17 protein-coding genes and 4 tRNA genes are annotated in these 14736 nt (G+C 66.5%); 10 read left to right on the top strand and 11 right to left on the bottom strand.

Features of this window, described 5'->3' with window-relative positions; genetic code table 11:
- The first annotated feature begins 3 nt into the window (after positions 1-3).
- Positions 4-1656, top strand: coding sequence for a DNA repair helicase XPB (locus BN4346_RS25190; protein ID WP_067967264.1), 1653 nt, complete (start codon positions 4-6; stop codon positions 1654-1656).
- Positions 1657-1754: 98 nt separating this feature from the next.
- Here BN4346_RS25190 and BN4346_RS25185 read toward each other — a convergent pair whose 3' ends face one another.
- Complete coding sequence (locus BN4346_RS25185; RefSeq protein ID WP_078058409.1) at positions 1755-2213, bottom strand: pyridoxamine 5'-phosphate oxidase family protein; 459 nt, start codon at positions 2211-2213, stop codon at positions 1755-1757.
- Between the two features lie 19 nt (positions 2214-2232).
- A complete protein-coding gene (locus BN4346_RS25180; protein WP_067967255.1) occupies positions 2233-2808 on the bottom strand; it encodes an amidohydrolase family protein in 576 nt (191 codons plus the stop codon).
- Positions 2809-2951: 143 nt separating this feature from the next.
- Here BN4346_RS25180 and soxR point away from each other — a divergent pair, with 143 nt between their 5' ends.
- Both soxR and BN4346_RS25170 read left to right on the top strand, forming a co-directional pair.
- On the top strand, positions 2952-3407 hold the full coding sequence (gene soxR, locus BN4346_RS25175) for a redox-sensitive transcriptional activator SoxR (RefSeq protein ID WP_067967608.1): 456 nt from the start codon (positions 2952-2954) through the stop codon (positions 3405-3407).
- Between the two features lie 111 nt (positions 3408-3518).
- Complete coding sequence (locus BN4346_RS25170) at positions 3519-3944, top strand: pyridoxamine 5'-phosphate oxidase family protein (RefSeq protein ID WP_067967252.1); 426 nt, start codon at positions 3519-3521, stop codon at positions 3942-3944.
- Positions 3945-3959: 15 nt separating this feature from the next.
- Here BN4346_RS25170 and BN4346_RS25165 read toward each other — a convergent pair whose 3' ends face one another.
- The 3 genes from BN4346_RS25165 to BN4346_RS25155 are packed head-to-tail and all read right to left on the bottom strand — an operon-like array spanning position 3960 to position 7635.
- Positions 3960-4244, bottom strand: coding sequence for a hypothetical protein (locus tag BN4346_RS25165; protein ID WP_067967250.1), 285 nt, complete (start codon positions 4242-4244; stop codon positions 3960-3962).
- Positions 4245-4257: 13 nt separating this feature from the next.
- Positions 4258-6408, bottom strand: coding sequence for a 3-hydroxyacyl-CoA dehydrogenase NAD-binding domain-containing protein (locus BN4346_RS25160; RefSeq protein WP_067967245.1), 2151 nt, complete (start codon positions 6406-6408; stop codon positions 4258-4260).
- Between the two features lie 15 nt (positions 6409-6423).
- On the bottom strand, positions 6424-7635 hold the full coding sequence (locus BN4346_RS25155) for an acetyl-CoA C-acetyltransferase (RefSeq protein ID WP_067967242.1): 1212 nt from the start codon (positions 7633-7635) through the stop codon (positions 6424-6426).
- Positions 7636-7846: 211 nt separating this feature from the next.
- On the opposite strand from BN4346_RS25155, the gene BN4346_RS25150 reads away from it, so the two are divergent.
- A complete protein-coding gene (locus BN4346_RS25150; RefSeq protein WP_067967606.1) occupies positions 7847-9037 on the top strand; it encodes a pyridoxal phosphate-dependent aminotransferase in 1191 nt (396 codons plus the stop codon).
- On the opposite strand, the gene BN4346_RS25145 is transcribed toward BN4346_RS25150, so the two are convergent.
- A complete protein-coding gene (locus BN4346_RS25145; protein WP_067967240.1) occupies positions 9024-9476 on the bottom strand; it encodes an SRPBCC family protein in 453 nt (150 codons plus the stop codon). The two genes, BN4346_RS25150 and BN4346_RS25145, sit on opposite strands and share 14 nt — an antisense overlap.
- 57 nt (positions 9477-9533) lie before the next feature.
- Entirely contained in the window at positions 9534-9977 is a 444-nt protein-coding gene (locus BN4346_RS25140; protein ID WP_067967239.1) for an SRPBCC family protein, read from the bottom strand.
- An 86-nt stretch (positions 9978-10063) separates the two neighbouring features.
- Between BN4346_RS25140 and BN4346_RS25135 the strand changes: the two genes are divergently transcribed.
- Together BN4346_RS25135 and BN4346_RS25130 are read left to right on the top strand one after the other, a co-directional pair.
- Complete coding sequence (locus BN4346_RS25135; protein WP_067967238.1) at positions 10064-10405, top strand: DUF732 domain-containing protein; 342 nt, start codon at positions 10064-10066, stop codon at positions 10403-10405.
- 170 nt (positions 10406-10575) lie between these two features.
- Positions 10576-10959 (top strand): DUF5078 domain-containing protein, encoded by a 384-nt coding sequence (locus tag BN4346_RS25130; RefSeq protein ID WP_167666194.1) that lies wholly within the window; start codon positions 10576-10578, stop codon positions 10957-10959.
- Positions 10960-10970: 11 nt separating this feature from the next.
- Here the strand turns inward: BN4346_RS25130 and BN4346_RS25125 are convergent, their stop codons facing one another.
- On the bottom strand, positions 10971-11696 hold the full coding sequence (locus tag BN4346_RS25125) for a chymotrypsin family serine protease (protein WP_208863209.1): 726 nt from the start codon (positions 11694-11696) through the stop codon (positions 10971-10973).
- 267 nt (positions 11697-11963) lie between these two features.
- Here BN4346_RS25125 and BN4346_RS25120 point away from each other — a divergent pair, with 267 nt between their 5' ends.
- The 3 genes from BN4346_RS25120 to BN4346_RS25110 all read left to right on the top strand — a co-directional run bounded on the left by BN4346_RS25120 (position 11964) and on the right by BN4346_RS25110 (position 14154).
- The gene (locus BN4346_RS25120) at positions 11964-12392 is read left to right on the top strand and encodes a DUF5994 family protein (protein ID WP_067967231.1); all 429 of its coding nucleotides are present in this window, start codon (positions 11964-11966) and stop codon (positions 12390-12392) included.
- Positions 12393-12748: 356 nt separating this feature from the next.
- The gene (locus BN4346_RS48680; RefSeq protein WP_067967229.1) at positions 12749-13306 is read left to right on the top strand and encodes a type IV toxin-antitoxin system AbiEi family antitoxin domain-containing protein; all 558 of its coding nucleotides are present in this window, start codon (positions 12749-12751) and stop codon (positions 13304-13306) included.
- Positions 13303-14154: a nucleotidyl transferase AbiEii/AbiGii toxin family protein gene (locus tag BN4346_RS25110; RefSeq protein ID WP_208863208.1), complete on the top strand. Its 852-nt coding sequence runs from the start codon at positions 13303-13305 to the stop codon at positions 14152-14154. Before BN4346_RS48680 ends, BN4346_RS25110 begins: the two co-directional genes overlap by 4 nt.
- 38 nt (positions 14155-14192) lie before the next feature.
- On the opposite strand, the gene BN4346_RS25105 is transcribed toward BN4346_RS25110, so the two are convergent.
- The 3 genes from BN4346_RS25105 to BN4346_RS25095 all read right to left on the bottom strand — a co-directional run bounded on the left by BN4346_RS25105 (position 14193) and on the right by BN4346_RS25095 (position 14476).
- Positions 14193-14266 (bottom strand) — tRNA-Phe (locus BN4346_RS25105).
- 30 nt (positions 14267-14296) lie between these two features.
- Positions 14297-14370: transfer RNA gene (locus tag BN4346_RS25100), tRNA-Asp, on the bottom strand.
- 33 nt (positions 14371-14403) lie between these two features.
- Positions 14404-14476: transfer RNA gene (locus tag BN4346_RS25095), tRNA-Glu, on the bottom strand.
- Between the two features lie 134 nt (positions 14477-14610).
- Between BN4346_RS25095 and BN4346_RS25090 the strand changes: the two genes are divergently transcribed.
- Positions 14611-14686, top strand: a tRNA-Lys gene (locus tag BN4346_RS25090).
- Positions 14687-14736 lie beyond the last annotated feature (50 nt).

Raw genomic sequence — 14736 nt, 5'->3', positions numbered from 1 at the left:
CGCATGAGCGCTGACGGGCCGTTGATCGTCCAATCCGACAAGACCGTGCTGCTCGAGGTCGACCACGAACAGGCCGGTTCGGCGCGCGCTGCCATCGCGCCCTTCGCCGAGCTCGAACGCGCCCCGGAGCACATCCACACCTACCGCATCACCCCGCTGGCGTTGTGGAACGCCCGCGCAGCCGGCCACGACGCCGAGCAGGTGGTCGACGCCTTGGTCAGCCATTCCCGGTACGCGGTGCCCCAGCCACTGCTGGTCGACATCGTCGACACCATGGCGCGCTACGGGCGCCTGCAGCTGGTGAAAAGCCCGGTACACGGCCTGACCCTGGTCAGCCTGGATCGGGCGGTGCTCGAGGAGGTGCTGCGCAACAAGAAGATCGCGCCGATGCTCGGTGCCCGCCTCGACGACGACACCGTCGTGGTGCATCCCAGTGAGCGTGGCCGGGTCAAGCAGATGCTGCTCAAAATCGGCTGGCCGGCAGAGGATCTGGCGGGTTACGTCGACGGCGAGGCCCATCCGATCGACCTGGCCCAGGACGGCTGGCAGCTACGCGACTATCAGGAGATGGCCGCCGACTCGTTCTGGTCGGGTGGTTCCGGGGTGGTGGTGTTGCCCTGCGGTGCCGGCAAGACGTTGGTCGGTGCCGCCGCGATGGCCAAGGCGAAGGCCACCACGCTGATCCTGGTCACCAACACCGTCGCCGGCCGACAGTGGAAACGCGAACTGGTGGCGCGCACGTCGCTGACCGAAGAGGAGATCGGCGAGTACTCCGGTGAGCGCAAGGAGATCCGGCCGGTCACCATCGCCACCTATCAGGTGATCACCCGGCGCACCAAGGGCGAATATCGGCACCTGGAGTTGTTCGACAGCCGCGACTGGGGGCTGATCATCTACGACGAGGTGCACCTGCTGCCGGCACCGGTGTTCCGGATGACCGCCGATCTGCAGTCGCGCCGCCGCCTCGGATTGACCGCGACGCTGATCCGCGAGGACGGCCGCGAAGGCGACGTGTTCTCCCTGATCGGGCCCAAGCGTTACGACGCACCGTGGAAGGACATCGAGGCGCAGGGCTGGATCGCCCCGGCCGAGTGCATCGAGGTGCGAGTCACCATGACCGAGAGCGAGCGGATGACCTACGCGGTCGCCGAACCCGAGGAACGCTACAAGTTGTGCTCGACGGTGCACTCCAAGATCGCGGTGGTGCGCTCGATCCTCAAGCAGCATCCCGGCGAGCAGACCCTGGTGATCGGCGCCTATCTCGACCAGCTGGAGGAACTGGGCGAACAGTTGGACGCCCCGGTGATCCAGGGCTCGACGCGTACCGCCGAGCGCGAGAAGTTGTTCGACGCCTTCCGCCGCGGCGAGATCTCCACCCTGGTGGTCTCCAAGGTCGCCAACTTCTCCATCGACCTTCCGGAAGCCTCGGTGGCCGTGCAGGTCTCGGGCACCTTCGGGTCCCGGCAGGAAGAGGCCCAGCGGCTGGGCCGGCTGCTGCGCCCCAAGGCCGACGGCGGCGGCGCGGTGTTCTACTCGGTGGTCGCCCGCGACAGCCTGGACGCCGAATACGCGGCGCACCGGCAGCGATTCCTGGCCGAGCAGGGCTACGGCTACATCATCCGCGACGCCGACGACCTGCTCGGGCCCGCGGTCTGACTGTATGAGGCCATGACGTTGGTGACGCCGAGGGACAAAGGACTAGGAGCAGATCGAGGAGGGAATAGCGCCGGGCGAGGGCGGCACCCGGAGGCGGCTTATTTGTGCAGGTTGCCGTACATCTTGTCGATGTCGAAGTGGTACAGGATGCAGCCTTCAGAGGTCATGGTGTGCATGAAGGTGGTGTCGTCGAGTTCCACTTCGATGTGGTTATCTCCGTGCCAGGCCAGCGGGCCCGTCGGGCGCTGTTGGCGGACACGCATGAAGTCGACGATGAGCTTCGGCGTGTCAGAGTTATCGATGATGCCCACGGTGGCCTCGATGGCCAGCCAGGTGGGTCCGGGTGCGTCGTAGAACAGGGTGGCGCGGGGGTCGCGGTGAAGCCTACGGGTGCGGACTTTGTGACGGTGTCCGATGCTAAGTAGCTGGTCGTCAACTACGGCCGGTTCCATCTTCGCGGCCTTAGGGCGGCCGTCTGTACCGACGGTCAGCATGGCCGCGACGTGATGGCGACGCAGGAAATCCTGCTCAGCCGCGGGTAATTGGGACACTCTCATCGTTGGCCTCTGTCTTCTGCTAGGTGTTCAGCCGGGGCGCTGGTAGCGGTGGCGGTAACGGGCGGCGGCTTCGCCTTGGTGTTGCGGGTCGCTGTGGTGTCGTTCTCGGTTGGCCCAGAACACGTAGCGCTTCGGCGGCCTCGAACAGTGGCCAGAACCGCTTGTGGTCGATCGGCTGTCCCTCGACGCGGCTAAAGATCAAGGCGCCGTCGAAACCTAGTCTGCGTACCGCCCGTTCCAGTTCTGCCGCGGTTTGTTCGGGGTCTTGTGGCGCTACGGTCGCTAACGCTTGGAATCGCTGCGGGCGGCGAGTTACGGCGTCGGCGATCTCGTCGTTGACCGGGCTTTGCAAAGCGACGGCATCGGCTGCCGGGAGGTCGAAGAGCCCCGGTGTCGTCAATGACAACACCTGAACGTCGATGCCGGCGTCAGCCATCAGCGTCAGCCGCTGCTCGTCCAGGGACGCCAGATTGCGGCCAAGGTCGGATGCGGTGTCGAACGAGGCGATCGGATCGCGTCGCCGATCGGGGAGGCGGGCCCAGGCCGCGGCCACTGACGGCAGGACGTCGTGCTCCTCGAGCGCGCAGATCTTCACAGTCCGGCCTGCACCATCTCCGAGCCAATGCCAGGTGCGGCGCTTTCCTGCGCCGTGTGACGATATCGGGCCGCCAAAACGATATCCATGATCGGTAGGCTAAAACTTCAAGTAAGGTTGAAGTCAAGGGGCAAGGGGACGTGTTGTCGCACAAACCAACCGACATGCTTACCGTCGGTGACGTTGCCAAACGAGCCGGAATCGCCACCAGCGCCGTGCGCTTCTACGAAAACCAAGGACTCATCAGTTCCGTTCGCACACTGGGAAACCAACGCCGCTATCCCCGCCACGTATTGCGTCGTATCAGCATCATTCAAGCCGCCCGTAGATTCGGCGTCACCTTGGCCGAGGTGGCCGCCGTCTTCACCGACCTCCCCGACAACCGGATGCCGAGCAAAGCCGACTGGAACCGCATCTCTCGTTGCTGGCACGCTCAACTCCAAGCCCGCCGCCGCGAGATCGAGCACCTCGAGACGGAACTGACCGGATGCATCGGTTGCGGCTGCCTGTCACTGGCCACCTGCCTCATCGTCAATCGTGACGACGAACTGGCCCGACACGGCCCCGGCCCACGGCGACTTATAAACCCAGCCGACTGACCCCCCCGCCGCCAAACGGCGGCGTCAACAACGTGTCGTCCCGCAACAGCGCTAACCGACCCGCCAGCAGGGTAACGCGCTCAGCGGAGCGTTGCGGCTAGCCTGAAGAACATGGCCCTGTCCAAGGATGAGCGCGAGCAGTTTTTGGCCGAGCCGCACATCGCGGCGCTATCGGTGAATGCCAGCGCCGGCCGCGGCCCCTTGACGCTGCCAATCTGGTACCAGTACGCCCCCGGCGGCGAGCCCTGGGTATTGACCGGGGCCGGGTCGCGCAAGGCGAAGCTCATCGAGGCGGCCGGATGCTTCTCGCTGATGGCGGAGCGCACCGAGCCGACGCTGCGCTACGTGGCCGTCGACGGACCCGTCAGCCGCATCGAGCCCGGCACCGACGAGCTCCACGCCGAGTTGGCTCACCGCTATCTGCCGCCCGCACGTGCCGAGAAGTTCCTGGAGTACGCGCTGGCCCAACTGGGCGAGCAGGTGGTCATCTATCTGCGTCCCCAGCACTGGATTTCGGCAGATTTAGGGGCGATCTAAGCCCGATTGCGCGGCTCAACGCTCGCAGACATCGGCGGGCAGCAGCAGCATCACCGGCCACAGCGCCACCGAGGTCACCGTCGCCACCTCGTAGACACTGGCGGGCGGGACGCCGTACTGCCGCTCGGCCTGGGCTTGGAGGCGTTCGACACCGTCGGGGTGCAGAAACAGCCACACCACGCCGGCGATCACGTAGGCCAGGCCGAACCACAGTGCCGACTCGATTAGCGACCCGACGCTCACCCGGCGGTCGAGGAAACGCAGAATCCCCCGAAACCAGCGGGTTTCGGGGGATTCCACGTTGTGCAGCTGACTAGAGCAGCGACGCCGGCGGGTTGAACCGGTCGCCGTACTTGGCCGCCAGCTCCTTGGCCCGTGCCACGAAAGCAGCCTTGCCGCCGGGGTAACCGACGATGTACTGCGCGGTGCCGCCGGTCCACGGCGGGAACCCGATGCCCATGATCGCGCCGATGTTGGCGTCGGCGGTCGAGGTCAGCACGCCCTCGTCGAAGCACTTCTGGGTTTCCAGCACCTCGGCGAAGAGCATCCGGTCGATCATGTCCTGCAGCGGCGGGGTGGAGCTGCCCGAGTTGAAGGTCTCCCGCAGGCCCGACCACAGACCGGTGCGCTTGCCGTCGACGTACTCGTAGAAGCCGGCACCCTTCAGACGCGACGGACGACCGAGCTCAATCATCTTCTCGACGACGGTCTCGTTCATCTGCTTCTCGTAGGTGCCGCCGGCCGCCTCGACGCCTTCGCGGGTGGCGACGGCGATCTTGTGCATCAGCTCCAGGTTGAGCTCGTCGGAGAGCTGCAGCGGAGCGGCCGGGTAGCCGGCCTGCAGACCGGCCTGCTCGATGCTGGCCGGCTCCACGCCCTCACCGAGCATCATCAGCGCCTCGTTGATGAAGGTGCCGATCACCCGCGAGGTGTAGAAGCCACGGCTGTCGTTGACCACGATCGGGGTCTTCTTGATCGCCAGCACGTAGTCGAACACCCGGGCCAGCGCCTCGTCGGAGGTCTTCTCGCCCTTGATGATCTCCACCAGCGGCATCTTGTCGACCGGGGAGAAGAAGTGGATCCCGATGAAGTCCTCCTGGCGCTTCACGCCGGTCGCCAGACCGGTGATCGGCAGCGTGGAGGTGTTCGATCCCAGCAGCGCGTTGGGCTCGACGATGTCCTCGATCTCCTGGAACACCTTGTGCTTGAGGTCCTGGCTCTCGAACACGGCCTCGATCACGAAGTCGACGCCCTTGAGGTCGGCCGGGTCGCCGGTCGGGGTGATCTTGTCCAGCAGCGCCTTCGAGCGCTCGGCGGTGGTGCGACCCCGCTCCAGCGCCTTGGCTTCCAGCTTCTCCGAGTAGCCCTTGCCCTTCTGCGCAGCCTCCAGGGAGACGTCCTTGAGCACCACGTCGTAGCCGGCCTTGGCCGACACGTAGGCGATGCCGGCGCCCATCATTCCGGCACCGAGCACACCGATCTTGCGGATCGGGGTCTGCGCGATGCCCTCGGGCCGGCTGCCGCCGCCGTTGATGTGCTGCAGGTCGAAGAAGAACGCCTGGATCATGTTCTTGGCGACGTTGCCGGTGACCAGCGAGATGAAGTACCGGGTCTCGATGCGGCAGGCGGTGTCGAAGTCCACCTGCGCGCCCTCGATCGCGGCGGCAAGGATCGCCCGCGGCGCCGGCATCGGGGCACCCTTGAGCTGCTTGCGCAGCAGCGCCGGGAACGACGGCAGGATGGCCGCCAGGGCCGGAGTGGACGGGGTGCCGCCGGGCATCTTGTAGCCCTTGACATCCCACGGCTGCACACCGGCGTCAGGGTTGGCCTTGATCCACGCCTTGGCGGCGGGCACCAGTTCCTCGACGGTCGGGAGCACCTCGTCGACCAGGCCGATCTCCTTGGCCTTGGCCGGCTTGAACCGGGTGCCCTGCGCCAGCACGTTCATGAAGGCGTTCTGGATGCCCAGCATGCGCACCGTGCGGGCGACACCGCCGCCGCCGGGCAGCAGGCCCAGGGTGACCTCGGGCAGGCCGAGCTGGCTGCCCTTGGCGTCCGCGGCGATGCGGTGGTGACACGCCAGCGCGATCTCCAGGCCACCGCCCAGGGCGGCGCCGTTGATGGCGGCGACGACCGGCTTGCCCAGGGTCTCCAGGGCACGCAGGTCGGCCTTGATGCCTTCGCACTGGTCGAAGACGGCCTGGGCGTCAGCCGGGCCGACGTGGATCATCGCCTTGAGGTCGCCACCGGCGAAGAAGGTCTTCTTCGCGCTGGTGACCACCACACCGGTGACCGAATCCTTCTCCGCGATAAGGCGTTCCACCGCGTTGTGCATGGACTGGCGGTAGTGCTCGTTCATCACGTTGGCCGACCCGGTGGGGTCGTCCAGGGTCAGGGTGACGATGCCGTCAGCGTCCTTGTCCCACTTAATGGTGTTCTCTGCCTGGATGGTGTTCTCTGCCATTTTTTACAAACCCTCTCAGACGCGCTCAATGATGGTGGCGACGCCCATGCCGCCGCCGATGCAGAGTGTGATCAGCGCGCGGCGGGCACCCCGGCGCTCCAGTTCGTCGACCATGGTGCCGGTGATCATCGCGCCGGTGGCGCCCAGCGGGTGGCCCATCGCGATCGCGCCGCCGTTGACGTTGAGCTTCTCGTCCGGGATCTTCAGGTCCTTCTGGAACTTCAGCACCACCGAGGCGAACGCCTCGTTGAGTTCGAATAGGTCGATGTCATCGACGGTCAGCCCGGCCCGGTCAAGCACCTTGAGGGTGGCCGGGGTGGGTCCGGTGAGCATGATCGTCGCGTCGGCGCCGCTGGTGGCGGTCGCCACGACGCGGGCCCGTGGGGTCAGCCCCTGGGAGGTGCCGGCCTTTTCGCTGCCGATCAGCAGCAGCGCGGCGCCGTCGACGATGCCGGAGCTGTTGCCGCCGGTGTGGACGTGGTTGATGCCCTCGACCCAGTGGTACTTCTGCAGTGCCACGTCGTCGAAGCCGCCCATCGCGCCGATGCCGTCGAACGCGGTGCGCAGCTTGCCCAGGCCCTCCAGGGTGGTGTCGGGGCGCATGTGCTCGTCGTGGTCGAGGATCAGCAACCCGTTCTGGTCACGGACCGGGATGACGGACTTGGCGAAGTAGCCACCGGACCAGGCAGCGGCCGCCCGCTGCTGGCTGCGCAGTGCGTAGTTGTCGACGTCGTCACGGGAGAAGCCCTCGATGGTGGCGATCAGGTCGGCACCGATGCCCTGCGGGGCGATGTAGTTGTCGAAGGTGAAGGGCACGTCCGAGAACATCGCGCCGCCGTCGGAGCCCATCGGGATCCGGCTCATCGACTCCACGCCGCCGGCCAGCACCAGGTCGTCCCATCCGGAGCGCACCTTCTGGGCGGCGGTGTTGACGGCCTCCAGACCCGAGGCGCAGAACCGGTTGAGCTGCACGCCGCCGGTGGTGTCGGGCAGGCCCGCGGCCAGCACTGCGGTGCGGGCGATGTCGCCGCCCTGGTCACCCACGGGCGAGACGCAGCCCAGGATGACATCGCTGATCAGGCTCTCGTCCAGGTCGGGGTGGCGAGTGCGCAGCTCGTCGATCAGGCCGACGACCAGGCTGAGTGGCTTGACCTCGTTCAGCGCCCCGTTGCGCTGCTTACCGCGCGGGGTGCGAATGGCCTCGTAGATGAAGGCTTCTTCGGACATGGGCGATTCCTCTTCAGTATTTGGTGTTCGATGCGGATCGACTGCGTTCCCCCGCGAGCGGGGGTGCCCCCAGGTCGGAGCGTAGTCCCCGATCTGCCAGCCTAACAGGACGGCCTATCAACCGGATGGTTGGTCCATTTTGAGGCCCGCTCCCGGCCGCTCCGTCGGCCTCGTCGCCTGCGCTTTAGGCTCGGGTCCCATGACGGCGCGGATGGTCTCACGACTGGAGCCCTATGCCACCACGATCTTCGCCGAGATGTCGGCGCTGGCCGCCCGGATCGGCGCGGTCAACCTCGGCCAGGGCTTCCCGGACGAGGACGGACCACCGGCCATGCTCGAGGCCGCCCGGGCCGCGATCACCGACGGCGTCAACCAATACCCGCCCGGGCCCGGCATCCCCGCGTTGCGCGAAGCCATCGCCGGGCAGCGCTCGCGCAAGTACGGGATCGACTACGACCCCGACACCGAAGTCCTGGTGACGGTCGGGGCGACCGAGGCCATCGCCGCCGCGGTGCTCGGTCTGGTGGAGCCGGGTTCCGACGTCGTGCTGCTCGAGCCGTTCTATGACTCCTACTCCCCGGTGGTCGCCATGGCCGGGGCTCGACGGGTCAGCGTGTCCCTGGTACCCGACGGGCGCGGGTTCGCCTTGGACGTTGACAGGTTGCGCCGCGCTGTCGGACCGGCGACCCGGGCGCTGATCGTCAACTCACCGCACAATCCGACCGGCACGGTGTTCACCGAGTCCGAGTTGGCCGAGATCGCCCGCATCGCGGTGCAGGCCGATCTGCTGGTGATCTCCGACGAGGTCTATGAGCACCTGGTCTTCGCCGGCCGAACCCACCTGCCGCTGGCCGCCTTCGAAGGAATGGCGGAGCGCACCATCACCATCTCGAGTGCGGCAAAGATGTTCAACTGCACCGGCTGGAAGATCGGCTGGGCGTGCGGACCGGCGGAGCTTCTGGCCGGAGTGCGGGCCGCTAAGCAGTACCTGAGTTATGTCGGCGGGGCGCCGTTTCAACCGGCGGTGGCACTGGCGCTGAACACCGAGGACGCCTGGGTGGCGGCACTGCGCGCGACCATGCAGGCCCGCCGTGACCGGTTGACCGACGGCCTGCGGGACATCGGATTCGAGGTGCACGACAGCTTCGGCACCTATTTCCTGTGCGCCGATCCCCGCCCGCTGGGCTATGACGACAGCACGGCGTTCTGCGCCGAGCTGCCACACCGGGCCGGGGTGGCCGCTATCCCGTTGTCCGCCTTCTGCGTGCCCGGCTCGGAAGCGACCGCCCCCGATGTCTGGAATCACTTGGTGCGGTTCACCTTCGTCAAGCGGGAAGACACCATCGACGAGGCGATCCGGCGACTGCAAACGCTGCGCGCCGGGACCGCTACGCCTCGGTAGTGGCGTCCTCACCCATGATTTGCTGACGCAGCCGCTCAGTGGCGATGCTCAGCACCAACTTGCTGGCGCGCCGCACAATGAACTCCGGGATCGGCCCGGACGGTTCGACGGTGATGTCGAAGCGCACCCGGGTGCTGTCGGGACCCTCGCGGGTCAGCGTGTATTCGACGTGTTGGGCGCGCTGCTGCGCCGTTGCCTTGGCATCCCAGACCATCCAGTCCGGACCCCAGTGGTATTCCAGGATCTCCTTGTCCACCAAACCCAGAATTTTGATGGTGGCCAGCACGTGATGCGGACGACCGTCCTCGTACTTGTCGAGAACTTCGATCCGCTTGTGCACCGGCGACCACGACGCCAACTCGGACACATCGGCGAGCGCGTCGAGGATCTTCTCCGGCGGCGCGTCAATCACAATTTCCCGCGATGCTCGAACAGCCACTAGATCGAGCCTAACGCCGTGCACTGCCGGCGGCGAGATTTCATCGCGGCGAGAAGGTCAGCGACCTTTCTTGATCTTGAGCACCTGGTCACGCAGGCCGTCGGTGGCGGTCTTCATGCCGCCCTTGAGGGTGCTCTTGAGCAGGAACCCCGGGATCGGGATCGACGGGTCGACCGCCATGTCGAATCGGACCTTGGTCTTTTCGCCCTGCGGGGTCAGCGTGTACTTGGCGTCCTGCGCCTTGAGCTGACCGGCCGACACCAGGGTCCAGCCGACGCTGTCGTCGGTCCAGCTGTATTCGACGACCTGCTCGTCGGTTAGGCCCGCGGCCTTGATCTTCATTCGCACCCGCCGCGGCCGGCCGTCGTCGTAGGTGTCGAGCACCTCAGCGCTCTGGTACTGCGGCGACCAGGTCGGGACGGACTCGACGTCGGCGAGGACGTCGAAGATCTCCTCCGCGCTCGCTTCGATAACCACCTCGCGGGAATCCTTGACTGCCATGGCTGGCACCCTAACCAGGCGCGCGATGATGTGCGGGGATTTTGGGCCGTCCGAGAGTCGCCCCATCGCCGGGTGGCGGTGGCACGATGGAGGTCATGCATGTGACCGTCCGGATTGCCGCACCCCTGCTGGCCGCCGCGGCACTGACCGCCGCGCCGGCTGCCCACGCCGATGACGCAAGTTATCTGGCCCGAGTCAACGCCGCCCCGGTGGCGATCCCGGTGGCCGACCAAGTCAAGGTGACTTCGGGGCACTACATCTGCGCCGAGTTGCGGATGTACGGCCACACCGGGACCTACCGCTCCGGCATCTCACCGGGTGATCTGGTGCGCCAGCTGACCAACACCTTCTATTACAGCCCCGAAGCCGCCGACGTCCAGATTCAGGCGGCGCAGGCCGAGCTCTGCCCGGAGACGTTGCGGCCCTGAGGCTCTCATGCCGCCGAGCGCCGTCACCAACCACGCGTTCGACCCAAAGCCGGCTTACAGCAATGCCGAAGCTGGTAACGTCCGGCCTCATGACATCTACGGTGAGTTGGTCCGTGCGCGCCGCGGGCCTGGTAGCAGTTGGTACGGGCCTTCTAGTCTGCGGTGCGGGTGTGGCCGCTGCGGAGGACCCCAACGCCGTTCCCGAGCCCATCCTGACCACGCAGTGCTCGGCAGATCAGTTGATGGCCGCGACCAAGGTCGTCGACCCGCGGGCCTACGACGCGATTGTGACGAAGTACAGCCAAGAGCCGCAGTGGATGCAGGACCAGATCATCACCCGGATGAATAACCTGCTCGCCAAGGATCCCGCGGCCCGGCAAACCGAGGTGGATCAATTCGCCGTCCTGTTCCCCAATTACGCGGGGCTTTTCCGGACGCAGGAATCGTCCGCGCAGGGCATTGCCCAGCAGTGCGGGACCTTCCCGGCGAACGACCCCTCGGTGTGGAAGCCGGCCGCTGCAGCACCAGAAGGCGCGGTTCCGGCCGCGTCGTAGGCCCGGGGCGGCTAGGAGCGGCGGCCGAACCCGGCGCCCGGGCCGCCCTTCGCGTCGACGTCATCGAGGATCGCTTGGAACAGCACGATCCCCGGCCCCGGCTGCGTGAGCGGACCCGTCGGGACGGTGCCGTCGCGGACCATGCCGACAAGTAGGTCGTCGACGGTGACCGGCGCCCCGTCATCGCCCGGTTGCCACCACTCCTCGCCGGCGGGGTCCACGCCGGCGGGCCCGATGTCGAAGCAGTTGAGGCCTGTGCCGCGCCCGAGTTTGCAGGCGTGGCGCACGGCGTCGTGCGCTGCGTCCGCGGGCTGCTCCGGGCCGCCGGGTTCGGCGGCGACTGGCTCGACGGGGTCGGCGGAGCCGATGCCGAAGATCCCAAAGCCTTCGTAGTCGGCGATGGAGGCCACCTTGGCCGGATCGAACTCGATCACCGCATAGTCCAGGGCCTCGTCGGCGGCCACGACCGTGCCCACCGTGCCGTGGTCCTCGGCGCCCTCGACCAGCACCGGCGAGCCCGGCCCGCCGCAGTGTGCGGCAGTGAAGCCGACCAGCTTGCCGGTGCCGTCGCGGCCGATAGTGGTCAGCGTGCACAGCGCGTCGTCATGCAGCACGATCGCGGCGCCGCCACCGAGCAGAAGCTTGTCTTCAGCCGCGACGGCGGTTGGCAGCTCGGCAGAGGCGATCACAGCGGCGACGACGAACGCTGACGCTCGTCGGGTCGAGGGTCGGTGCACAGCGGCTCAGTCTATGGGCCTGATCCGGCCGACAGCCCGCATTTCCCCTCGCACGTCGAGCTTTACCGAACCATCCCCGAAACGATGCGGGCCGCGTACGGTCGAATGTGAGCCGCTTCATTGTCAGCGGTGGCCCACCCAGACTCGCCCCGGTCGGCCCCCACGGGCAATTGTGATTACTCCGCCTACCTGCAACCCCGCGGGCCAGACGATTCCGACCCTGACGGAGCCACCCGTGGATTGCGAGATACGTTGCGAAACTTAGCCATGCCGGGCACCCGCCATGCCCGTCCCGTTCGACTCACGGTGGCCCACCAACTCGGCCGCGACATCGACGGCGCGTGGTGGCCACGCGCGGATCGCATCACCAATGAATTGCCGAACCTGGTCGCCGTCCTGACCCCCCTGCTCGGAGACGTCACCGACATCGACGTCAACTGGTCGCCACTGCAACGACCCCCCGACCTCAACTGGCCGGGATGGGAGAGCAAACGTCAGCACGTGATGACCATCAGCGGCACCCAGGCTCGGGTCAACCTGCTGGTCATCTCGTATGCGACCCACACCGCACTCGCCTTGATGGTGATGCGTTGCGCCGCAGGCCTACCGATCGAGGCTGCAGATCGCGACAAACCCGCATGCCTGACGGCGGGGTCGATCCTGCGATACGCCCGACAACAGCGGGACTCTGCTTAAAACGACCAGTCCACCGAGATCGAGAGCTGACTGGTATCGAATGCCTGGACGTGTCCGCGCAGATCAAACGTGGTGGCCAGGGCCGGGATCGAACCGGCGACCTTCCGCTTTTGGGTTCGCAGGTGGACACGTTTCCCCAAGGCGCCGAACTATGCCTCACCCTCCGAACTGGGCGTTCAGCGTCTCGGACTAGCGGTTGGGTAGAGCTCTTGTGACATCGCCGGGACACATCGGGCTGTGACGGATGCAGCGTATCGCTCCAATGCGACCCTGACTCCGGCCGATACAAACCGTTTACAGGTACCATTAGCTGTAGACAGTTCGTATCATGCCTCAGCCGAGAGGACGGTACCGCGATGAAAGCTCTGACCCCCAGCACCGCGGAGCGGGCCGGCCTGTCACGCAGCGGGCTCTACCGCAGCGCGCGTGCTGGCCGGTTCGACCGCATCGCCCGCGGCGTCTATCTCCCTGTAAAGGCGTCAGCCGCCGACTGGGATCAGATCGAGGCCGCGACACGGCGCCCGGAGGCGACGATCTGCCTGACCTCCGCGCTCGCCTATCACGATCTGACCGATGCGATACCTGCCGCGCTGGATGTCGCGATCCCCCGCGGGTCGCGGACACCGGCCAGCACGGGTGCGATCGCGTGGCACCACTTCGACCGGGCCACCTTTGAGATCGGACGCGAAGAGATCACCATCCCAGGATCGGATCAAACGATCGGGATCTACTCCCCCGAACGGTCAATCACCGACGCATTCCGCCTGCGCGGTGACGTCGGATACGAACTGGCGCGCGATGCGCTGCGGGAGTGGCTGCGCCGAGGCGGTAAACCGGCCCGGCTGATCGAGATCGCGTCGCAACTACCCCGGGCGAAATCCCCTGTCCTCCAGGCATTGGAGATCCTGGGATGACCTCCGGCGACGGGGTGTTCCGCCAGATTCAGGCGGCCGCACGTTCCGTCGCCGCGAAAACCGGGGCCAGTACACCAACGCAGGAATACCTGATCCGGCACACCCTCGAATCTTTCCTGGATCGACTCACCCGTACCCCACATGCCGGCGACTTCGTCCTCAAAGGCGGAATTCTGTTGGCCGCCTACGGGGTGCGACGCCCCACCAAAGACGCCGACGCCAACGCCGTCGCCGCGGATGTCACCGCCGAGCATCTCGCCCAGGTAGTCCGTGACATCGCTGCCATCAACGTCGACGACGGGGTGGTGCTGGACATCGACACGATCAGCGTGCAGGAGATACGCGAGCACGCGGACTATCCCGGCCTGCGCGTACGAGTCGCAGCCTCGATCGGGCCTTGGAACGGCATCGCAGTTTGGGACGTATCCACCGGAGATCCGATAGTGCCACCACCGCTGCAGGTGACCATCGACCGAATCCTGGGCGACCCGATCACGCTCCTCGGTTACGCGGCTGAGACAACCGTCGCAGAGAAGGGTGTCACCATCCTCGAACGTGGCATCACCAGCACTCGCTGGCGTGACTACGTCGACATCGTCGCGCTTGCCCGCCAAGGTATCGACCCCGGCGATCTGCTCCGCTCGGCACGAGCTGTCGCGCGCCACCGCGGTGTCACCCTCGAACCCGTCGCCCCGCACCTGGCCGGCTACGGCGCAGTCGCACAGGCCAAATGGGCCGCATGGCGCCGCAAGGAGCATCTCGAATCGGCCTGCGGAGAGAATCTCGACGACCAGATCAGCCTGGTCTGCGAGATTCTCGATCCCGTGTTCGCCCGCGGACCCGAATAGGCAGAGCGATAGCTGCCGGTCGGAACCAAAAACCTGAGTGGCCAGGGCCGGGATCGAACCGGCGACCTTCCGCTTTTCAGGCGGACGCTCGTACCAACTGAGCTACCTGGCCGGAAGGCACCAGGTGCCTCGCCGCGTAAAGCGACCCTGACGGGACTTGAACCCGCGACCTCCGCCGTGACAGGGCGGCGCGCTAACCAACTGCGCCACAGGGCCTTGCTGTTCGCTCCGTTATTACTACGATGCGAGTACCCCCAACGGGATTCGAACCCGTGCTACCGCCGTGAAAGGGCGGCGTCCTAGGCCACTAGACGATGGGGGCCAGAACCGAATCTCTCCGAGGCACTCACAACGTTTCACGTTGGGAGCTTCGCTAGCTTAGGGCACAGTGGCCCGAATCCTCAAACCGGTCCCGAGCGGAGCACGATCCGGCGGGCGTTATCCTGTTTCAGCACGGCCCCTATAGCTCAGTTGGTAGAGCTACGGACTTTTAATCCGCAGGTCGCAGGTTCGAGCCCTGCTGGGGGCACCACACCACCGTCGCGCTGATACCGCGAAGCCGCGTCGCCGGATCCCGGCGTT

This window comes from Mycolicibacter icosiumassiliensis, from assembly GCF_900078685.2.
Lineage (GTDB): Bacteria > Actinomycetota > Actinomycetes > Mycobacteriales > Mycobacteriaceae > Mycobacterium > Mycobacterium icosiumassiliensis.
This window is presented reverse-complemented; position numbering and strand designations above follow the sequence as displayed.